The organism is Neobacillus mesonae (genome assembly GCF_001636315.1).
Lineage (GTDB): Bacteria > Bacillota > Bacilli > Bacillales > Cytobacillaceae > Neobacillus > Neobacillus mesonae.
Genome location: NZ_KV440949.1, coordinates 3,124,579 through 3,140,519 on the forward strand (window position 1 = coordinate 3,124,579; position 15,941 = coordinate 3,140,519).

A 15,941-nucleotide genomic window follows, 5' to 3' on the forward strand; every position below is an offset into this window, starting at 1 on the left:
ACTGCCCCCTTGTTTAAAGAGTAGGTTTCATTTTTTGTTTTTCACCATGGATAATCTTTACGATTACAGTGATTTTTTGTAGACTGTCAGCTGTTAAGGGGACTTTCCCATTTCGCTCAACTTCCTTCCATGTCTTTAAATTTTTTCGATAAACAACCTCAGATAAGCGTAATATGTCTGTATTGTGTTGTAATCCTCTCAAATAAGTGTCCTTTATTTCAGCAGAAAGTAATTTTTCAGCCTCCTGCTTTATCTTGGGCAGTTGTTCTGGTTTTTTGATTTCTGAGAGGGTGGTTGTCACATCGACAGTAATTTGAAATCTGATGGTTTTCGCATGTATTAATGGTTTTTTCTTTATTTTCAATTTTGTTACAACAAGACTGATAGGTGATAGATTATTGGTTAATGTAATTTCTTCTCGCTTTAAATCATTATTCGTCCATCTTAGTCCCTTAAATTGGTTTAAAGGTATACTTTCTAATAATTCGTTCTTTGTCAGAAGTGCAGCACCAGAAAATTCAATAATTCGTACCGGTTTCGTTTCTGTTTCCCATGTTCCCTTGGTAAGCCTAATATAAGGAATAACGGCTTCATGAGGAGGCTCATTCAAAGCGATTAATAATTCTCTTAAATTCAATGGACGAATAACAGATCTTTGCTCATAGGCAGCTTCGGGATCGCCCAAACGAGATAAGTAGGTTGACATTTCTAAAGGGGGGAGACTTCTTAAGACTTCTGTTAAAGGATCCCTCGTCACATAGAAATGAATACTATAACGTGTTTCTCGATAGCGGTCGAATTGATCAATCACCGCCTGAATATTTTTTTGCTTCAAAGCTTTTTCTGTTAACACGATAAAAGATAAATGGCCCCAAAATAATCGTCGCTGTGATGAGCTATATAAATTAAACATGGCTTGGTTAAGCGTTTTTCCTGATGCGTGGCCTACTACTAATTTTGTTGGGCTTGGCCCGCCCATGGCTTCCGTTTTGGCAGTTGTTGAAGTATTAACAATTTGAGCATAGACAGTGTATTTTTGATCTTTAAAATCAATACCTACCCCTTGGACATAAACCATTCTTTCGGGTTCATTCGTATCCCAGCAGCCAGAAAGAATGAATGAAGTGAAAAAAACAGGGAGCAGAATGATGATCCTTGTTCGAACCTTTATCATGTATTGCCTCCTTGCTTCGTGGGATCGGCAGGCTTTAAAGAGCCTGGGCGGCTATCATCTTTCTTTACAGGAATTCTCATAATGGCTTTTAGAACATATCTAAGGCTAAGCCTTTCCGCTACCTGAAGATACGGTAAATTAAATGATTGAACCTTGGCTGTAAAAATTCCGATTAGGAAGATGGATGTAAAGAATCCGAAAAAACCCAATGTTGCGGAAAATAATATAACCACAAAGCGTAACAACGAGATGGCACCAACAAGAGTCTGATTGACTAAGGTAAATGTAGCAATGGTGGAAGCGGCGATTACCACTAGCATGGCGGGATTTGTCAGTCCGGCTCTAATCGCCGCATCTCCAATAATGAGACCACCAATGACACTTAAGGTTTGACCAATGGAGACGGGCAGCCTTAGTCCCGCCTCCCTAAATACTTCGAATAATATAAGCATTAATATGGCTTCCAATGCCGTCGGAAATGGAACTCCTCTCCTTGATTCAATAACAGTGGCTAATAATGTAAAGGGCAGTTGATTTTGATGAAATGATGTTAAAGCCACCCAAAATCCCGGAAGAAAGGTGGCTACAGCAATTCCTAAAGCTCTCATTATTCTTTGAAAAGCATTATAGAAATAGTTTGTTTCAGAATCTTCGGCTGCCTTTAAAAGGAAAAATAGATTAACAGGAGCAATATAGGCATACGGAACACCTTCAATTAACACAATAAATCTGCCGTTTAATAGTGATTGCACGGCAAAATCTGGCCTTCCGGTATAGGTATGGCGGGGAAACACAGAGTAGGGATTGTCATTTATTAACCCCTCAAATTGTGTCCCGCTGTATAGGCCATCAATGTCAATTTCATTTATTTTATTTCTTAAATCCTCAATGGTCTCTGGATTTGCCAGGTCTTTCATATATAAAAGGGAAACTTTTGTTTTTGTACGTTTGCCGACCTCGAAGGATTCGCTCTGCAGTGAGGTCGTACGTAATCTTTTTCTAATTAGGGCGTAATTAACGAAAATATCCTCAATGAAGTTATCTCTGGGCCCCTTAATACTGATTTCCATATTTCCTTCTTCTGGCTTTCTTTGTGGCAGATCAGATGCCTCAACAGCATAAACCAAATTAAGCCACGTGAAAATTAGCAATAACTTACCAGAAAATACTTCATCAATTGATTTTTCCCTTGTAACAACAGGTGTCACAGTTGGCAGTTTAAGGAACTGAAGGGTTTCTTCATTCATCTCATTTGGTACGTCCTTAAAAAATTCCTCAAGGCGTGAAGGAACCGTTTTATATAACATATCGTTATTAACAAGTCCCTTACAATAAACAAGGGTAACCTGATATTGCTTGAACTGGAGAACAGAAAAAACCACATCGGAAGAATCCTTAAATGTTTCTCGCAACTTTTTTTCATCAAGTGGAATAGTCTTATCCTCCGATATACTATTGTTTATCCTCCCTGCATCTTTGTCTTTATTAACAGAAAGCTTTTTAAAGTTCATTTGTCGACCTCCGTTTTGCAATAACTTGAATGAGGGCAATTATACATAAGAAAATGGATAAGCTAAAAAATATCCAAAAAGTTGATGGCAAAATAAAGGTTCTAAGCAGAGCGATAAATCGATGATCGGTAATGGGAAGCAGCGTTAAAATAATTGTGATTGCTGCAGAAAACAATAAGCTTCTACTTTTTCGTTTTTTTGAATTTAAAACACTGAATTCCTTAATCATAAACAAAAATAAAGAGATACGAATAAAGACGCCTGATAACCATTGATAAATGGAAAGGAAATCAACATGTTCGATGTATCTGCCAATGGAGACAAGCCCCCATTCTTCATAGGGAGGGAATCTTTGGATAGATGCCTCCGTAGGCCCGAATTCAATAATGGCTCCGACCAAAGGCCCCAATGTTAACACTGTTAGGATAAGACTAATGATGAAGTAATGACGAAACCGGATTGGCGTTTCAATTTTGTGCTGCAATAAAAGAAAGAAAAACATTTCTGACATACCCGAAGCCTGATAAATCATGCCATCAAAGACACGACCGTAGCCGTGTTCCAAGACCGGGAGCAATAATGATGGCTGTTTATGCTGAATATTTGCTATCGCTACAAAAAAGCCAAATATCGTAATAAAAAACAATAGAAATACGTTAAGCATGCTGATAGTACGTAAATTATTTCCGGCCAGCATCCAGCAAATAAAAATAAAGACAATGACCAGTACAATTGGTGGTGTTGTAGGTAAAAAGGTAATATTTGTCCATGTAACCGTCTCTCGTAATGAAACACTAGTCAATATGATGAAATAGCACATCAAAAGGATGGCCAAAACCTTTGATAGTGTAGGACCAATTATATTTGATAGCCAAACAAAAAGCGGCTGTCTATTTGATTTCTTATGAATGTACAGAATTAACGGGATCCAAAGGATTGTTGGCAGTAATGTTAACAGAACCGTGAGCCACGCATCTCTTCCGGAAGTATCAATTAAAGGAGAAATGACAAACACATGATTATTTAAACCAATTGCCGTCATTGCCAACAAAATCATATGGACTGCTGTAATAGAATCTGATTGTTTAATAAACAGCACCCCTCTCATTTAATTAAAAATATTATCCCTCCAAATATGACCAATTATGTGAAGTTGTACAAATATCCTTCAACAGCGAGTTTTGGGTAAGATGATGGAGCCTCTTTATCTTTTATTACTATTTAACTGGGAAAATTAAACAATTATAATCAAAAGATGTGAAATTTTGTTATATAAATATGTCTGTTAACCTAGGTTAAAGGAATCATTTTTGAAAAAAATGGGAAATCACCTTCATAGTTAACTAAGAAAATAGTAAGAAGGATATAATTCCCATTTTGATTTATCATTGTCGACATCCATTTTCCTCATTTTTTTAATTTTCCCAATAAGGACCAAACTATTAATTTTTTTAACTATTGATTTCTGTGGCGCAAATCGACACAAACCCAATGATGAAAGAGTTATGTTTATAGCAGCACCTAGTTTTTGACATATAGTGTGCCGAGAAAGGAGGGCAGTAGATTATTGATTAAGGAAAATACTTAGGGGGGAAAAGGATGAAAAGAAAGCAACACCGTTGGTTATCCATTCTGCTTACGGCTATTCTAGTTTTACCGTTACTCCTGCAGCCGCAAATGAATGTAAATGCTGCTGGAAAGGGTGTAAGCGCTTCAGTAAAGGATGAGCTGCAATCTCCTAAACAAAAAGTAACGAAATCGTTGTACAAACAATTTGGTGATCAAGACAAGGTCACGTTTCTTATCAAAATGAAAGAGCAGGTGGATGCTGCAAAAGTGGCTAAGGAAGCGGAAAAGAAAGCCAAAACCCAGAAGGCAGCTCCTGCTAAAACAAAATCTATTAAGCGTAATACCATCGTTTCCGAGTTGAAAGCAAAAGCAAAGGAAACGCAGACTGACGTATTAGCTTTTCTACAAGAACAAAAAAAGGCAGGAAAGGCAAAGGATATTCATTCCTACTTTATTGTGAATGCCATTGCGGTAACGGCGACACAAGAGGTAATGGAAAAGGCGGCCGCATTCGCGGAGGTTGAAAAAATCTTACCGAATGAAACGCGCCAATTGTTTGTTCCGCAACAATCGACTGCGACAGCTGTTAAAAAACCTGCTGCTGCGGAAACGACAGCCATTGAGTGGAATATCGACCGTGTTGGCGCCCCAGCCGTTTGGGAAATGGGGATTGATGGTAGCGGTATTGTTATTGGCTCGATTGATACCGGAGTTCAGTGGAATCACCCAGCTTTAAAGGAAAAATACCGTGGATATAATCCGGCTTCAGGTCAAATAGAGAATACGTACAGCTGGTTGGATGCGGTTAGAGGACAAACAACGCCATATGATGATCATGGGCATGGAACGCATACAACTGGAACAATGGTCGGTTCTGAGCCTGATGGGTCTAATATCATCGGGGTAGCCCCGGGTGCCAAGTGGATTGCGGTCAAGGCTTTCACCGCTGCTGGCGGGACGGATGCCGATTTATTGGAAGCTGGAGATTGGATGATTGCGCCGGGCGGTAACCCTGATATGGCACCGGATGTTATTAATAACTCATGGGGCGGCGGTCCTGGACTCGATGAGTGGTATCGTCCGATGGTTCAGGCGTGGAGAGCAGCCGAAATCTTTCCTGAATTTTCTGCCGGAAATACAACCTTAAGTAATCCTGGCGGTCCTGGGTCTGTTGCCAATCCGGCCAATTATCCGGAATCTTTTGCTACAGGAGCAACAGATATTAACAACAAACTAGGAAGCTTTTCCTTACTTGGACCATCTCCGTATGGGGAAATCAAGCCGGAAATTTCAGCACCTGGTGTTAATATTCGTTCTTCTGTTCCAGGCAGCGGTTATGAAGGGGGATGGAACGGGACATCGATGGCCGGCCCGCATGTATCAGCGGCAATTGCTTTACTGAAGCAGGCTAATGCCAGTCTAACGGTGGAAGATTTAGAAAGGATTCTACAGGAGACAGCCATTCCGTTAACTGACAATAAATTTCCGGAGTCGCCGAATAACGGGTATGGTTCAGGGCTGTTAAATGTTTATGATGCTGTTTCTTCTGTCATTTCCGGTTTAGGAAAACTGAAAGGACAGGTAACAAAAGAAGGGGACGACAGTGAAGCACCGGTGTTAACACATTCCGCACCTGCCACGGTTTACGCAGGAATGCCGTTAACGTTAGAAGCCTCAGCTGCCGACAATATTAGTGTAACAGAAGTATCGGTCCAATATCAAAAGCCAGATGGTACATGGACAACTGCAGCTGCTAAGCGAACAAGCGGTGATTACAAAAATGGAACATACCGTGTGACCATCCCAGGAGAAGAAATTGCCGGTGATGCTTTCGTCTACAAGTGGAAAGCGGTTGATTTCGGCGGAAATGAAGCGGTGAGTGAACATACACTTACTGTCCGTCCGGGAATTACGGTCGGCTACTTGCAGGACTTTGAAACTACACCGGAAGGGTGGACTTCATACGGTGCCAATGATCCATGGCAGTGGGGCAAACCGACGAGCGGTCCTGGTAATGCTTTTTCCGGCGAAAAGGTTTATGCAACCAATCTAAGCGGAAATTATGCAAGCAGTACCGATGCTTCATTACGGATGCCGCCAATTGATTTACCGCAAGGCAGCAGTTACCTGCAATTTAAGCAATGGCACGATTTAGAAAGAAACTATGATTTCGGTCATGTATATGTGTCAACTGATGGAGTCAATTGGGTTCAAAAGCTTCGCGTAAATAATGTATCAAACGGCTGGATTGATGGTGAAGTGGATTTAAGTGAATACGCAGGGCAAAGAATTTATATTGCCTTTAATCTGAAAACCGATGGCAGTGTAGTGAAGGCCGGCTGGTATATCGATGATGTCCGGCTGACGAACGCACCGCTTTCGAACCCGCAAACTGCTGATTCGAAATTGGCGGTTGAAAAAGATAAAACTGCGGCCGATGATGTTAAAAAGGACAAAGTCAATCCAGATAAATTTACCATGATGGTACCAAAGGTGAAAAATGATACGGGAACGGAAAAGGCTGCACCGATGCTGTTGCCGATGCAGGCTAAAGTAACTGTGTTAGAATCTGGCCGTTCGGTCAATACCAATCCGGCAAACGGAAGCTTTGAGCTTTCCCATGCGACTGGAACGTATACGGTTATTGCTGAAAGCTACGGGTACCAATCACAGACAAAAACAGTAACGATTGAGCAGGATCAAGAAGCTGCAGCAAACTTTACGCTTCAAGAATTAGCGAAGGGAACGGTATCAGGAAGCATTAAAAATCAAGCGTCCGGAGAGCCGGTGGCAGGGGCAACTGTATATGTTGTGGAGGATGCGGCTGTTCAGCCTGTCCAAACCGATGCCAACGGACAATTTACGATCACTGCCTATGAAGGTGACTATACACTTAAAGTGATTGCACCGCGGTTTTATAGCCAAGAAGCAACGATTAAACTGAAAGGAAATATCGAGAAAAACTTTGATATGAAGCCTTTCATCGGTTATCCAGGGGAGATTGGCTATGACGACGGCACAGCCGAAAATGCACGGGCATTTTATGATGCCGGAAATGGCTGGGCAGTTAAGATGTCGTTAGCGGAAGGACAGAAGAAGGCCTTAGTTACAGGCGGATTGTTCCGCTTCTGGACTTCAGAATGGCCGGTTCCTGGCGGGACTGCCTTCAAAGTCGCTGTATATGATGCTTCTGGGGCAGGCGGAGCGCCTGGCAAAAAGCTGGCTGGTCCGTTTGATGCGACAGCACTTCGTAACGGGCAGTGGACGTTAGTGGATTTAAGCAGACATGGAATCCTTGTTGAAGGAGATTTCTATATCGTCTACATCCAAGCAGACATAAATACGAGATCGCCTGGGCTGGCTACTGACGAGAATGGTCAAAATGCGAAGCGGAGCTGGCAGCTTGTAAGTGGAGCATGGACGCAATCACCTGCGGACGAAGGGAACTATATGATTCGCGCTGTGGTTGATTACGAGGTAACAGCTCCATCAATCACCGCACCTGTTGATGGAACGTATACGAATGTTGAAACGGTAACCGTAAAAGGTGAAGCCGCTCCAACGACAAAGGTTCATATTTTTAATAAAGGAGAAGAAGCGGCTGCCGTTAATACGAAGGATGATGGCACATATGCTGTTGACGTAAAGCTTAAAAAGGGCGAAAATCAGTTAACGGCAAAGGCTTCTACTGTACAAGGAATGACAGATGCATCCGCACCGGTTAACATCATCTTTGATGCCGAGGCGCCGGAGCTGTCTATCGATACACCAACAGATGGAAGTAAGATAAATACGGAAACCGTCACGGTAAAAGGGAAAGTGAAGGATGATTATTTACAATCCGTAATGGTCAACGGAACAAAAGCCAAAGTTGAAAATGGCTCCTATTCGGCTAGAGTCATTCTGGATGAAGGAATCAATCAAATTAAAGTAACGGCTAAGGACGAGGCAGGAAATACGACGGAAAAAGCAGTAAAAGTCGATGTTAAATACACGGCCCCTGTCATTGAAAATGTAAAACCGGCTGAGGATAAGGAATTGAAGAAAGGTGAAAGTGTCAAAATTGAATTTACAAGCGAACCTGGCTTGAAAGCTACTTTTGCTATCCACATGCCGCTGACACAAACGAAAGCAGGACAGCTGTCAAATGCAACAGAGCTGCCGATGATGGAGGTTTCACCGGGATCTTATGTCGGTTACTATACCGCGACAAAGGACATGAAAGCCGCCGGGGCCGTCATTGAAGTTAAGGTAGTTGACTCCTACGGGAACGAATCAAGAAAAACCGCCGAAGGAAAACTATATATCAACGAAAAGATAAAGAAAAACTAAAACTTAAGGAAGCAAGAGGACCCAAACCGTCCTCTTGCTTCCTTTTTGTGGGGTTACAAATTTACAATATAAAAAAACAACCAGTTTAGGTTGTTTTTTCGTTTAGATATCGGTTGTTGCATATATTTCCGAGTCCTTATGGATGGAGAGACTGCTGGCTATCAAAAACTGAGCGAAGTAGTAGGTTGTCATAATAAAAACATCAGAAAAAGCGATGCTTGAAATGAACATATTCCAGGATAGGATGGAGTCGGAGATGACAAACAGGATGCTGCCTGCTGCAGCAAATATGTTACCGGTCAGGAGAGCTGATATGGCCATCAGAGCTATGGTTAGTATGTAGGCGATAACCGGGACGACGAGTGTATCGTTTCCTTCCGCCAGTAAGGAGGCGATCAGCTGACGGCCAATGATAAATGAGTAAAAAGCCATCGGCAAAATGGCTGTCATACGTCTTCTATTTATACGAGAAGATTTTAAGAAGCCGCTTAAATAGAAGAGATGACCAATCAAGAAAGCGCTGAGCCCGGCAACAAAAGACACGGCAATGAAGCCGTCGCCTAGCATACAGAAAAACAGTCCGATGATAATAAGACGGTGGGTCGCCGCCGGTTCGGCGGGCTGCTGGCGGAATCCGAAATATATGAAGTGAAAGATTTTTGATCTCCATATGCAACAATTTTGGGGGGCAAGGCTATTTAAAGTGTCGGACCATTGTTCTTGCTTCTATTAAATTATCTTTTTATTATTTAAGGTGGTATTATTTGTTGGCTATTGTTTCGATGGTCGAAAGAAGCAATCATAATAAAACAAAAGGAAAATAGCCCATTTCCTGTACAGGGCGGGGTTCGGAAAGGATAGTGATTTCGCAATGAAAATTTTGGAAACAGAACGGCTGATTCTTCGTTTGCAAACAAACGACGATGCCGATTTTATTCTTGAATTGCTTAATGATCCCTCTTGGCTGCAATACATTGGTGATCGTGGTATAAGAACCTTAGAGGACGCCCGTGCCTATATACTAAATGGACCTATTCGTATGTATGAGCAATTCGGCTTTTGTTTATATTTAGTCGAGCGAAAGGAAGATCATATCCCAATTGGAATTTGTGGTCTAATAAAAAGAGACTCCCTCGAAGATGTGGATATTGGTTTTGCTTTTCTTCCCAAGTATTGGGGAAATGGATATGCCTATGAAGCTGCTTCTGCAGTAATGGAATATGGTAAGGATGCATTAGGACTGAATCGAATCGTGGCTATCACGACTCAAGATAATCATGCTTCAGCCAAATTATTGGAAAAGGTAGGCTTGCAGTTTGAAAGATTGATCCAACTGCCCAATGATTCTGAAGAGATAAGACTGTTTGCATTTAATAATTTATAGGAAAACAAATCAATCACCTTTAAAAATCATTAAACCAAAAATAATAATGCCTTACCGCTGCTAAAGCAATATGATTCGCTTGTCATTGTTGCCTGGGCTATGTTGATCGGTGGTTTGGTATTAAGCTCGATTTATTCACATTGGCCGCTGCACTTTACTACTTTAACGCAAGAATATTAAACATGTAAGGCACTTACTAATAATGTTTACATTTAATGTACCGCAGCCGAAAACATGGCAAATAGCAAATGAAGGAAGCAAGGGTTCTCTTACTTCCTTTTTGTCATTTTTATTTGTCGTGTACTAATAAACTTACGATTGACTGTCTACCCCAGGCGTACAAATGTCCACGAGTGGTGTCAGGCACCAACTTCAACTACAAACGGTACTGTAAAGATTTCTCCTTCATGCTGGAATTGGCCCCAGATTTTGTAGATTCCCTTGTCCGGGAAGATGGTCATGAAGGTGACGTTTGGGCCGCTGCCTTCGAGTGTCATTGGGTGGATGTGGAGATATTTTTCCGCATTGGCACTGATGGCGACGGTGTGGCCGAGTGCTCCTAAATATGGCTGAAGGGTTTCAATTGGCTTCCCCGATTTGGCGTCGTAGATGGAAAATGTCATGTGCAATGTTTTGTTCGCGGCCAAATGGTCAAACGACAGGGTCACTTTTTTGCCGTCAACTGTTTTCGTCAGCTTTTGATCCGGAATAAGCGGCTTCGGTGCAGCCTCCTCACCGGCAACCTTTTGCCAATGACTTTCGATACTACTGTCCACCCCGCCTTTAGGTGTAACCTCGGCAATCAGCTTATAATCACCGCCTGCAGGAAATGTGGTGGTAATATCAAATTCCCCATCACCTTTATATTTAGGATGGATATGGGAAAAATAAGACAAATCCTTGCTTACAATAAACATATGCATCTTCTTTTCATGAACGGTTTCAAATAATTGAATAGGCTGATCGGATTCGTCCTTGATTAAGATTTTGATTGGGGTTTCCTCATTGGCCATTGGCTTCTCGGGAAGAATCCACTCGGAGGAAGTTGGCACCGCATTGACAGGAGCAGCACTCATTTTATGGTCTCCCATTGATTTCGGCACCTTTAGAGAATTACAGCTAGTTAAATGAAAAACGGATAAAAGAATTAGGGCGATTGTAACACGTCTCATAAAATCCTCCTTTCACAATTAGTCCATTCTATACTTTACATTACCTTATTAATCCACTGCAAGAATAATTTGTAAAAATTAATCAACAATGGAAAAATTTAATGATAATATAGAGGAGGCAGAAACGTTTTACCTAGGAATTTCGTCTTGATTAAGAGAAGATACAAGGTTTAATTTTTAGCTAAATTGGAGGAATTAGACATTTGATACCATTGTATTTGTTTCACGTTACGGCAGTGGAGCACAGTGAAAGTGCGCTTTGGACTTGTCTCATTTGCAATATTTTTGTGGTTGCCTCGGGAATTGTGTTCATGTATAAACTGTTTACTCAGAAAGATGTTCGCAAGTCGGGAATAATATTTGCTATCGCTATTGTAATCAATTATATTTTTATCGCCATTTTTGGAGACCCGTTTGACCTTCTGGGATAAACAGGAGAGGAGATGAAGGAATGAAGTATTACCGTTTATGGGTGCTTGCTTTTTTACTTAAATTTATTGGTTCGGCATGGGATGCGTCTTATCATTTCAAGTATTTATTCGAAGAATATTCAATCCCTCATATTGTGAATTTTATCGGATTTGCGCTTGGCGGGTATCTGCTTTTTAAAGAATGGAGAAAGTCGCAATTCATGGACCACTTCTCAAGAAATCTGATTACCATCGGTTATGTGTTGTTCTTAATCGGCATTCCGCTGGATTTCACGTATCATATTGCCTATGGAATTGACCTGACAACCTGGAGTCCAACCCATTTTATTTATTATATTGCTACATCAATTATGATTTTTGGCGTTTGGCGCGGCTATTATCAATTGACCCAGGACGTAGAGCCAACGTGGAAATCGATGCATACTTGGTTTGCTATGTTTCTTTTGGAATGTTTCTTGTTTCCAAACATGCAGCAGGAAAATGGGGCGATTTCCTATGACCAGTACATTCATGGAAAATCGATCGCCTCGCCGGAAATATTAGCATTGATTTCAAACCCGGCATCACAGATCTTCGGCGGAATTCCTGAATGGGTATATCCGATTTACTCCGTACTGATGGTAAGTTTACTGACGGTATTTACCATTCGGATTTGCCGCAATTTCACTATCCCTGTCATGGGAACCGCACTATATATTTTGATAAGATTTATTTTTAAAGGCGTCTTTTTCGCGGTTGGTTACCCAACTTCTTATGTGCCGATTACGATTCTATTCATCCCGTTGATTTATTTATTATTTCGAAAAACCAATTGGACAGCGGGGCTCGTCGGCAGCTTGTTGTATTTCCTTGGTGTGTTTGCGATTCACACACTTGGAATATTGATCACGCCGCCGCTGGTTTTATGGGAAGTCGTTCCCGCTGTTTTAGCTGGAGTACTTGTTCCGGTGATTGTCCCGCTGATTAAATTAACCCCGTCGTTAAAAAGAGCAAAATCAATCGTTTAATTTTTGAGAGGTATCCTTTTTATTTAAAAAGGGTGCCTTTTTTATTTGTTGCTTCGCTTTATGTTGAGGATTTCGCGGAATTTCAGTTTTATTTCGCGGGTTTTTGAAATGATTTCGCGGATTTTCAAAATAATTTCGCCGACTTCCACCATGATTTCGCGAATCACTCTAATTCTCACATCCCCCAAGCAAAAATAACCAGCCAAATCCCGCTATATATAAGCAACTGGGGAATATTTACCCATTTTTATAAAAATTTTCAGAAAAGTGGTTCCTTTTTTAAAAAGAGTGTTATATAATACAAAACGAGGACAGTTACTGTATTATAACAAAGAGGTGATCTAGTTCATGTCGACGCAGACACGGGGGATTGAAGTGGTTGGGGCATTGAAAGCCCAATATGATGAGGTTTTGACGCCTGAAGCGTTAAAATTTATTGAAGATTTAGAAAGAAATTTCGGCAGCCGAAGAGTGGAACTGTTACAGTCCAGGCAAACACGCCAAGAGGAAATTAACAATGGAAAACTTCCTGATTTCCTTCCAGAAACAAAACATATTCGTAACGGGGACTGGACAATCGCACCGCTTCCGCAGGATCTGCAGGACCGCCGGGTGGAAATAACCGGGCCGACTGATCGAAAAATGGTCATTAACGCACTGAATTCAGGTGCAAAATTATTTATGGCAGACTTTGAAGATGCCACTTCACCGACATGGGGAAATGTGGTCGAAGGACAAATCAACTTAAGAGATGCAGTAAGACGGACAATTTCCTTTGAAAATCCTAATGGCAAAAGGTATCAATTAAATGAACAAACAGCTGTACTAATCGTGAGACCGCGGGGGCTTCATTTAGAAGAAAAGCATGTACTGGTAGACGGAAAACCAATCTCAGGGAGCTTTCTCGATTTCGGGCTTTATTTTTTCCATAATGCAAAAGAATTACTGGCGAGAGGGTCAGGTCCTTACTATTACTTACCGAAGCTCGAAAGCCATTTAGAAGCAAGGCTTTGGAATGATGTGTTTGTTTATGCTCAAGAACAGCTTGGCATCCCGCAAGGAACGATTAAGGCGACTGTGCTGATTGAGACGATAATGGCTGCGTTTGAAATGGATGAAATTCTGTATGAGTTAAAGGAACATTCGGCAGGCCTTAACTGCGGCCGCTGGGATTACATCTTCAGCTATTTGAAAAAGCTGCGTAACCAAGACAATGTGATTTTACCGGATCGCTCACAGGTTACGATGACCGCGCCGTTTATGCGCTCCTATTCACTGCTGACAATTCAAACCTGTCATCGTCGGAAGGCACCGGCAATGGGCGGCATGGCAGCGCAAATTCCGGTAAAAAATAATCCGCAAGCAAACGAAGAAGCGTTTGGCAAGGTACGCGCGGATAAAGAGCGTGAGGCACGTGATGGTCATGACGGGACATGGGTTGCCCACCCGGGACTTGTTCCGGTGGCGATGGAAGTGTTCAACCGCGAAATGCCGACACCAAATCAAATCCATACAGGTAAACAGCAAAAAATTACGGTTACCGCTCAAGACTTGCTTGAGGTTCCAAATGGCACAATTACTGAAGCCGGTATCCGTACAAACATAAATGTTGGTATTCAATATGTTGCTTCATGGTTATCCGGACGGGGAGCTGCCCCAATCTACAATTTAATGGAGGATGCGGCAACCGCGGAAATTTCACGGGCGCAAGTTTGGCAGTGGATCCGCCACCCTAAAGGTGTACTGGAGGATGGCCGGAAAGTGACAGTTGAAATGTATGAGACGTTAAAGGTGGAAGAATTGGAAAAAATCAAGCAGGAAATTGGCGAACAGGCATATGCCAGCAGCCGGTTTGACGAAGCCGTTCAATTGTTTGATGACCTCATTTTAAAGGATGAGTTTGTGGATTTCTTAACGTTACCTGGTTATAAGCTTTTATAAAAATTTTTATATAAAAAAATTAATAGGTTAATAGGAGGAATTTATAATGACTAATTCAAGAGCTGCTCAATTACAAGAAAGCTGGGAAATGGATGCACGCTGGAAGGGGATTGCAAGACCGTATACGGCAGAGGATGTTATTAAGCTTCGCGGTTCCATTGATATTGAACATACTTTAGCACGTAAAGGTGCCGAAAAGCTTTGGAAGCTTATTAATGAAGAAGACTATATCAATGCGCTGGGTGCACTTACTGGCAACCAAGCTGTGCAGCAGGTTAAAGCAGGCCTTAAAGCCATCTACTTAAGCGGCTGGCAGGTTGCAGCCGACGCCAATCTTTCTGGACATATGTACCCGGACCAAAGCTTGTACCCTGCAAACAGTGTACCATCTGTCGTAAAAAGAATTAACCAAGCGCTGCAGCGTGCTGACCAAATCAGCCACTCTGAAGGCGATAATTCGATCGACTGGTTTGCACCAATTGTAGCCGATGCTGAAGCAGGCTTTGGCGGCCAATTAAACTGCTTCGAATTAATGAAAGGCATGATCGAAGCAGGAGCTGCCGGCGTTCACTTCGAAGACCAGCTTTCTTCCGAGAAAAAGTGTGGCCACTTAGGCGGAAAGGTTCTTCTGCCAACTCAAACAGCGGTTCGTAACCTGATCGCAGCCCGTCTTGCCGCAGATGTTATGGGTGTTCCAACTGTATTAGTTGCCCGTACAGATGCTAACGCTGCTGATTTAATCACAAGCGATATTGATATGAATGATGCGCCGTTTATTACTGGCGAGCGTACACCGGAAGGCTTTTACCGCACAAATGCCGGTCTTGATCAAGCGATTGCCCGCGGCTTAGCTTACGCGCCGTATGCTGACTTGATTTGGTGTGAAACTTCCGAGCCAAATATTGAAGAAGCAAGACGTTTTGCTGAAGCGATTCATGAACAATTCCCTGGCAAACTGCTGGCTTATAACTGCTCACCTTCTTTCAACTGGAAGGCGAAGCTGGATGAAGAAACCATTGCGAAGTTCCAGCAAGAGCTTGGCAAAATGGGCTACAAGTTCCAATTCGTTACCCTTGCCGGCTTCCATGCGCTTAACCACAGCATGTTCGAGCTTGCTCGCGGCTACAAAGATAACGGCATGGCAGCGTACTCTAAATTACAGCAGGCCGAGTTTGCCAGCGAGCAGCACGGCTATACGGCAACCCGCCATCAGCGTGAAGTTGGTACTGGTTACTTCGACCAAGTTTCGATGGTGATCACTGGCGGAACATCATCTACTACTGCACTTAAAGGCTCTACTGAAGAAGAGCAATTCACAGGTGCAAAATAATAACCGTATGCAGGACCCTTTTCCCTTGAATTTTAGGGAAGGGTTCTTTTTTTGTTTGAAAAATTAACTCTAATCATTATTTTAAAATAA

11 protein-coding genes are annotated in these 15,941 nt (G+C 42.0%); 6 read left to right on the plus strand and 5 right to left on the minus strand.

Annotation, left to right across the window (positions count from 1 at the left end; translation table 11 throughout):
* Nucleotides 1–13 precede the first annotated feature (13 nt).
* Genes A6749_RS14760 through A6749_RS14770 form a run of 3 tightly spaced genes read right to left on the minus strand, consistent with a single transcriptional unit; the run spans nucleotide 14 to nucleotide 3,784 of the window.
* The gene (locus tag A6749_RS14760; RefSeq protein WP_084797836.1) at nucleotides 14–1,174 is read right to left on the minus strand and encodes a Ger(x)C family spore germination protein; all 1,161 of its coding nucleotides are present in this window, start codon (nucleotides 1,172–1,174) and stop codon (nucleotides 14–16) included.
* The gene (locus A6749_RS14765; RefSeq protein WP_084797837.1) at nucleotides 1,171–2,685 is read right to left on the minus strand and encodes a spore germination protein; all 1,515 of its coding nucleotides are present in this window, start codon (nucleotides 2,683–2,685) and stop codon (nucleotides 1,171–1,173) included. The genes A6749_RS14760 and A6749_RS14765 overlap by 4 nt, the downstream gene beginning before the upstream one ends.
* Nucleotides 2,675–3,784, minus strand: coding sequence for a GerAB/ArcD/ProY family transporter (locus tag A6749_RS14770; RefSeq protein ID WP_236719672.1), 1,110 nt, complete (start codon nucleotides 3,782–3,784; stop codon nucleotides 2,675–2,677). The genes A6749_RS14765 and A6749_RS14770 overlap by 11 nt, the downstream gene beginning before the upstream one ends.
* Before the next feature lie 500 nt (nucleotides 3,785–4,284).
* Here A6749_RS14770 and A6749_RS14775 point away from each other — a divergent pair, with 500 nt between their 5' ends.
* Nucleotides 4,285–8,586: a S8 family serine peptidase gene (locus tag A6749_RS14775; RefSeq protein ID WP_066390935.1), complete on the plus strand. Its 4,302-nt coding sequence runs from the start codon at nucleotides 4,285–4,287 to the stop codon at nucleotides 8,584–8,586.
* A gap of 102 nt (nucleotides 8,587–8,688) precedes the next feature.
* Here A6749_RS14775 and A6749_RS14780 read toward each other — a convergent pair whose 3' ends face one another.
* On the minus strand, nucleotides 8,689–9,258 hold the full coding sequence (locus A6749_RS14780; protein ID WP_084797839.1) for a lysoplasmalogenase: 570 nt from the start codon (nucleotides 9,256–9,258) through the stop codon (nucleotides 8,689–8,691).
* A 199-nt stretch (nucleotides 9,259–9,457) separates the two neighbouring features.
* Here A6749_RS14780 and A6749_RS14785 point away from each other — a divergent pair, with 199 nt between their 5' ends.
* Nucleotides 9,458–9,970, plus strand: coding sequence for a GNAT family N-acetyltransferase (locus tag A6749_RS14785; RefSeq protein WP_066390947.1), 513 nt, complete (start codon nucleotides 9,458–9,460; stop codon nucleotides 9,968–9,970).
* Nucleotides 9,971–10,329: 359 nt separating this feature from the next.
* Here A6749_RS14785 and A6749_RS14790 read toward each other — a convergent pair whose 3' ends face one another.
* Entirely contained in the window at nucleotides 10,330–11,142 is an 813-nt protein-coding gene (locus A6749_RS14790; RefSeq protein ID WP_066390949.1) for a hypothetical protein, read from the minus strand.
* A 203-nt stretch (nucleotides 11,143–11,345) separates the two neighbouring features.
* Between A6749_RS14790 and A6749_RS14795 the strand changes: the two genes are divergently transcribed.
* The 4 genes from A6749_RS14795 (at nucleotide 11,346) to aceA (ending at nucleotide 15,851) form a co-directional block, all read left to right on the plus strand.
* On the plus strand, nucleotides 11,346–11,573 hold the full coding sequence (locus A6749_RS14795) for a hypothetical protein (RefSeq protein ID WP_066390951.1): 228 nt from the start codon (nucleotides 11,346–11,348) through the stop codon (nucleotides 11,571–11,573).
* A 20-nt stretch (nucleotides 11,574–11,593) separates the two neighbouring features.
* Complete coding sequence (locus A6749_RS14800; protein WP_066390954.1) at nucleotides 11,594–12,580, plus strand: hypothetical protein; 987 nt, start codon at nucleotides 11,594–11,596, stop codon at nucleotides 12,578–12,580.
* A gap of 348 nt (nucleotides 12,581–12,928) precedes the next feature.
* Entirely contained in the window at nucleotides 12,929–14,521 is a 1,593-nt protein-coding gene (gene aceB, locus A6749_RS14805; protein WP_066390960.1) for a malate synthase A, read from the plus strand.
* Between the two features lie 46 nt (nucleotides 14,522–14,567).
* Nucleotides 14,568–15,851 carry an isocitrate lyase gene (gene aceA, locus A6749_RS14810; RefSeq protein WP_066390965.1) on the plus strand — a complete coding sequence of 428 codons (1,284 nt, stop codon included), beginning with the start codon at nucleotides 14,568–14,570 and terminating at the stop codon, nucleotides 15,849–15,851.
* The last annotated feature ends 90 nt before the right edge of the window (nucleotides 15,852–15,941 follow it).

Bases quoted from the DNA above. Each gene is read 5' to 3' on its own strand.
- A6749_RS14760 (WP_084797836.1), bottom strand. From the start codon at position 1,174: ATGATAAAGGTTCGAACAAGGATCATCATTCTGCTCCCTGTTTTTTTC.
- A6749_RS14765 (WP_084797837.1), bottom strand. From the start codon at position 2,685: ATGAACTTTAAAAAGCTTTCTGTTAATAAAGACAAAGATGCAGGGAGG.
- A6749_RS14775 (WP_066390935.1), top strand. From the start codon at position 4,285: ATGAAAAGAAAGCAACACCGTTGGTTATCCATTCTGCTTACGGCTATT.
- A6749_RS14785 (WP_066390947.1), top strand. From the start codon at position 9,458: ATGAAAATTTTGGAAACAGAACGGCTGATTCTTCGTTTGCAAACAAAC.
- A6749_RS14790 (WP_066390949.1), bottom strand. From the start codon at position 11,142: ATGAGACGTGTTACAATCGCCCTAATTCTTTTATCCGTTTTTCATTTA.
- A6749_RS14800 (WP_066390954.1), top strand. From the start codon at position 11,594: ATGAAGTATTACCGTTTATGGGTGCTTGCTTTTTTACTTAAATTTATT.
- aceB (WP_066390960.1), top strand. From the start codon at position 12,929: ATGTCGACGCAGACACGGGGGATTGAAGTGGTTGGGGCATTGAAAGCC.
- aceA (WP_066390965.1), top strand. From the start codon at position 14,568: ATGACTAATTCAAGAGCTGCTCAATTACAAGAAAGCTGGGAAATGGAT.